Below are 3,801 nucleotides of genomic sequence, written 5' to 3' on the forward strand. Positions count from 1 at the left end.
CTACGCCGAGCTGCGCCGGCAGCTTGAAAGTTGGCGGCAAAAGGTGCACGAGCATTTCGATCAAGTGTTCATGTCGCCGCAGGACGGCGCCGGAGCCGATGCGGCGCCGGACGAGCTGGCCGACGTATGGCAGGGGACGGTGGATGATACGACGGCGGCGGAACGGCTCTCTACGGCCGGCTTCCAGGAGCCGGCCGAGGCGCACAAGCAGTTGAGCGCGCTGCATCAAAGTCATAGCTGCCGTGCGCTTTCGGCGCGAGGGCGCAACCGTCTCGATCGTCTCATGCCGATGCTGGTGCGTGCCGTCGGCACCGGGCCGAACCCCGATGCAACACTGCCGCGCGTACTGCAACTCCTCGAGCCCATCGCCCGCCGGACCGCCTATCTCGCGTTGCTCAACGAGCATCCGCTGGCGTTGTCACAGCTGGTCCAGCTCTGCGCCGGCAGCCCCTGGATCGCGCGACAGCTCACCCGTCATCCGATCCTCCTCGATGAGCTGCTCGACCCGCGCACGCTGTATGCCCCGCTCGGCCGCAACGCCCTTACCCGCGAGCTCACGCAGCGCCTCGCCGATGTGCCGCAGGCGGATTTCGAACAGCACATGGAGGTGCTACGCCATTTCAAACAAGCCAACAGCCTGCGCGTGGCCGCTGCCGATATCTCCGGCGCCGTGCCGTTGATGGTGGTCAGCGACTACCTCACGGACATTGCCGAGGTAATCCTCGAGGCGGTGCTTTCACTGGCCTGGCAGCATGTCACCGAGCGCTACGGCCACCCGACCGGACGGGTGAACGGCCAGGTGGTGCGACAGGGTCTGGTCATCCTCGCCTATGGCAAGCTCGGCAGCTTCGAACTCGGCTACGGCTCCGATCTGGATCTGGTGTTCATTCACGAAGCGCGCGGCGAACGACAGACGACCGACGGCGAGCGCGCGGTGGATAATCCCGTGTTTTTCGCTCGCCTGGTGCAACGGATCATCCACATTCTGACGACCCCGACTCCCGGGGGCATTCTCTACGCCGTGGACACGCGGCTGCGCCCGAGCGGCAAAGCGGGTCTGCTCACCTCCAGCCTGGAAGCCTTCGCCAATTACCAGCTCCATCAAGCCTGGACCTGGGAGCATCAGGCGCTCGTGCGGGCACGGGTGGTGGCCGGCTCGCCGCACTTGGCCGAGGAGGTGGAAGCACTGCGCCGTCGCGTGCTGACCCGCCGGCGCGATGCCGAGAGCCTGCGACGGGAGGTGCGGCAGATGCGCGAGCGGATGCGACGCGAAAAAGCCACGGTTCAGCCCGGGTTCTTCGACCTCAAGCAGGATCGCGGCGGTGTCGCCGATATCGAATTTATGGTGCAATATGGAGCCCTTGCGTGTGCCGTGGAAAACCCGGCCCTGCTACGATATACAGACAATATTCGACTGCTGGATGAGCTGAGCTCCTGCGGTTGGATTTCGGCGAAACAGGCACGGGTGCTCGCAGATGCATACCGCGCCTACCGTTCGCACATGCACCGCCTGACCCTGCAGGAGCAACCCGCGCTTGTTACCGCTGAGTCGCTGCAAGAGCAGCGTGCGCGGGTCGCTGAGTTATGGCTCGAGATCATGGGAGCCGATGATGATGAGAACGGCTAACGGCTAGCCCCACCAAATCGAGGAGCGCGCAGGATGACAATGGCCGATCGCGACGGAGTCATCTGGATGGACGGTGAGTTCGTGCCCTGGCGGGAGGCCAAGGTCCATGTACTTACTCACACCCTCCACTACGGCCTCGGCGTGTTCGAAGGCGTACGGGCGTACAATACGCTTCGCGGTCCGATCATCTTCCGCCTCCACGAGCACACCCGACGCCTGTTCGGCTCGGCCAAGATCCTGGGCATGCCCATGCCGTTCTCGCAAGAGCAAATCAATCAGGCGTGCATCGACTGCGTGCGCGAAAATGGCCTGAAGAGTGCTTACATTCGACCGATGTGCTATTACGGCGCCGAGGGGATGGGGCTGCGGGCAGACAACCTGCGCACTCACGCCATCGTCGCGGCCTGGGAGTGGGGGTCCTACCTGGGCGCGGACAACATGGAACGCGGCATCCGGATCCGAACGTCCTCCTACACCCGTCACCACGTCAACGTCACGATGTGTCGGGCGAAGGCCAACGGCAACTACATCAACTCGATGCTCGCCTTGCAGGAAGCCGTCGCCTGCGGTTACGACGAGGCCCTGCTGCTCGATGTTGACGGCTTCGTCGCGGAAGGCTCCGGAGAGAATTTCTTCATCGTTCAAGACGGCGTCATCTTCACCCCGGAGCTCGCCTCGGCTTTGGCGGGTGTCACCCGGGATGCCGTGATCACGCTCGCCCGGGAAGCAGGCTACGAGGTCCGGGAAAGACGCATCACGCGCGATGAGGTCTATACCGCTGACGAGGCCTTCTTCACCGGCACTGCCGCCGAGGTAACCCCGATCCGCGAGGCGGACAACCGCCCGATTGGCTCCGGTCAACGCGGCCCCGTCACCGAGCAGCTACAGAGGCTGTTCTTCGACCAAGTGGAAGGCCGTCGCGAGGCCCATCCGCAGTGGCTGGTGGCCGTGCGCTGAAACCCCTGTTACTGAAAAATTTATACTATTGAGAGCTCGCAAGTGCCCGATCCGCAAACCCACGACCGTCGCGACCTGATTGAACCCAATGCCGCCAATCTTTACGAGGTAACGGTGAGCGACCTGCCGCTGGCCTGCCCCATGCCCGGGATGTACCTGTGGAACTCGCATCCCAAGGTTTACATCCCGGTTCAGAAGACGGGCGAAGGCAAGTGCCCGTACTGCGGCGCAGAATATCGGCTCCAGGACTTCGATCCGCAAGACCCGGCACTCAAAGAGCACCATCGCCGGGAGTGACGTCCTGAGACGACGTCGAATGCGTCGCCAGCGCGCCGCTTCCAGCAGCGCCATCCTGCGGAGTGGCACGTGTCCCGCGCCGAGCTGATCGAGAGACTGCTGCGCCTGCTCGCCTATCCGCCGCTGCCCCTGCTGCACGCCGGCGGCGCGCTGGCTGGAACTCTCGCCAATCTGGTCCCCAACAACGCCCGGCACACCGCCCGTGTCAATGTCGAGCTGTGCTTCCCGCACTGGCCACTTACCGAGAAACAGGCGTTGGTGCGCTGTAGCCTGCGCGAGTCGGCCAAGGCGCTGCTGGAGTTGGGCGCGCTCTGGCACCGCTCTCCGCAACGCTTGCTTGGCCTGATTCGCGAGGTCAAAAACGCCGAAGTGCTGGACACGGCAATCGCGAGCGGCCGCGGCGTGTTGATCGTGGCGCCCCACCTCGGGGCCTGGGAACTGCTGCAGGTCTGGGTCGCCAGGCGCACGAGCCTGCACGCCCTGTACCGCCCGCCACGGCAAGCCGATTTGGAGGAGTTGATCAACCGCGCCCGCGCTCGCACCGGAGCCCGCTTCTGGCCGGCGCGTCCTGCCGGCATACGAGCGTTATATCGTGCACTGCACGCCGGTGAGGCGATCGGCATCCTACCCGACCAGCAGCCGCCGGGAGAAGGCGTTTTCGCCCCGTTCTTCGGGGTGCCGGCGAAGACCATGACATTGTTCGGCAAGCTCGCGGCGCGCAGCCGCGCCCCGGTGGTGCTCGGTTGGGCCGAGCGTTTGGCGTGCGGGCGCGGTTACCGCTTGCACTGGCGTGCGGTCGACGAGAGCGTCCGCGCCCGCGATCCGCTGCTGGCGGCGACGGCCCTGAACGCCGCTATCGAAGCCGCGATCCAGCACGAGCCCTGCCAATACCAATGGAGCTATCGGCGCTTCTCCCGCCG

Annotated in this window: 4 protein-coding genes; all 4 read left to right on the top strand. The window is 65.0% G+C overall.

Features of this window, described 5'->3' with window-relative positions:
- Window positions 1–1,627 (top strand): bifunctional [glutamate--ammonia ligase]-adenylyl-L-tyrosine phosphorylase/[glutamate--ammonia-ligase] adenylyltransferase (glnE, locus tag AC52Q4_RS11755; RefSeq protein WP_495536983.1); only part of this gene is annotated, 1,627 nt, incomplete at its 5' end.
- Window positions 1,628–1,660: 33 nt separating this feature from the next.
- On the top strand, window positions 1,661–2,584 hold the full coding sequence (locus AC52Q4_RS11760) for a branched-chain amino acid transaminase (RefSeq protein ID WP_495536984.1): 924 nt from the start codon (window positions 1,661–1,663) through the stop codon (window positions 2,582–2,584).
- A gap of 42 nt (window positions 2,585–2,626) precedes the next feature.
- On the top strand, window positions 2,627–2,881 hold the full coding sequence (locus AC52Q4_RS11765; RefSeq protein WP_495536985.1) for a zinc-finger domain-containing protein: 255 nt from the start codon (window positions 2,627–2,629) through the stop codon (window positions 2,879–2,881).
- 69 nt (window positions 2,882–2,950) lie between these two features.
- Window positions 2,951–3,801, top strand: an 851-nt coding sequence (locus tag AC52Q4_RS11770; protein ID WP_495536986.1) for a lysophospholipid acyltransferase family protein, incomplete at its 3' end; no start/stop codon positions are given.

The sequence above is a fragment of the Nitrococcus sp. genome (assembly GCF_059432795.1).

Bases quoted from the DNA above. Each gene is read 5' to 3' on its own strand.
- AC52Q4_RS11760 (WP_495536984.1), top strand. From the start codon at position 1,661: ATGACAATGGCCGATCGCGACGGAGTCATCTGGATGGACGGTGAGTTC.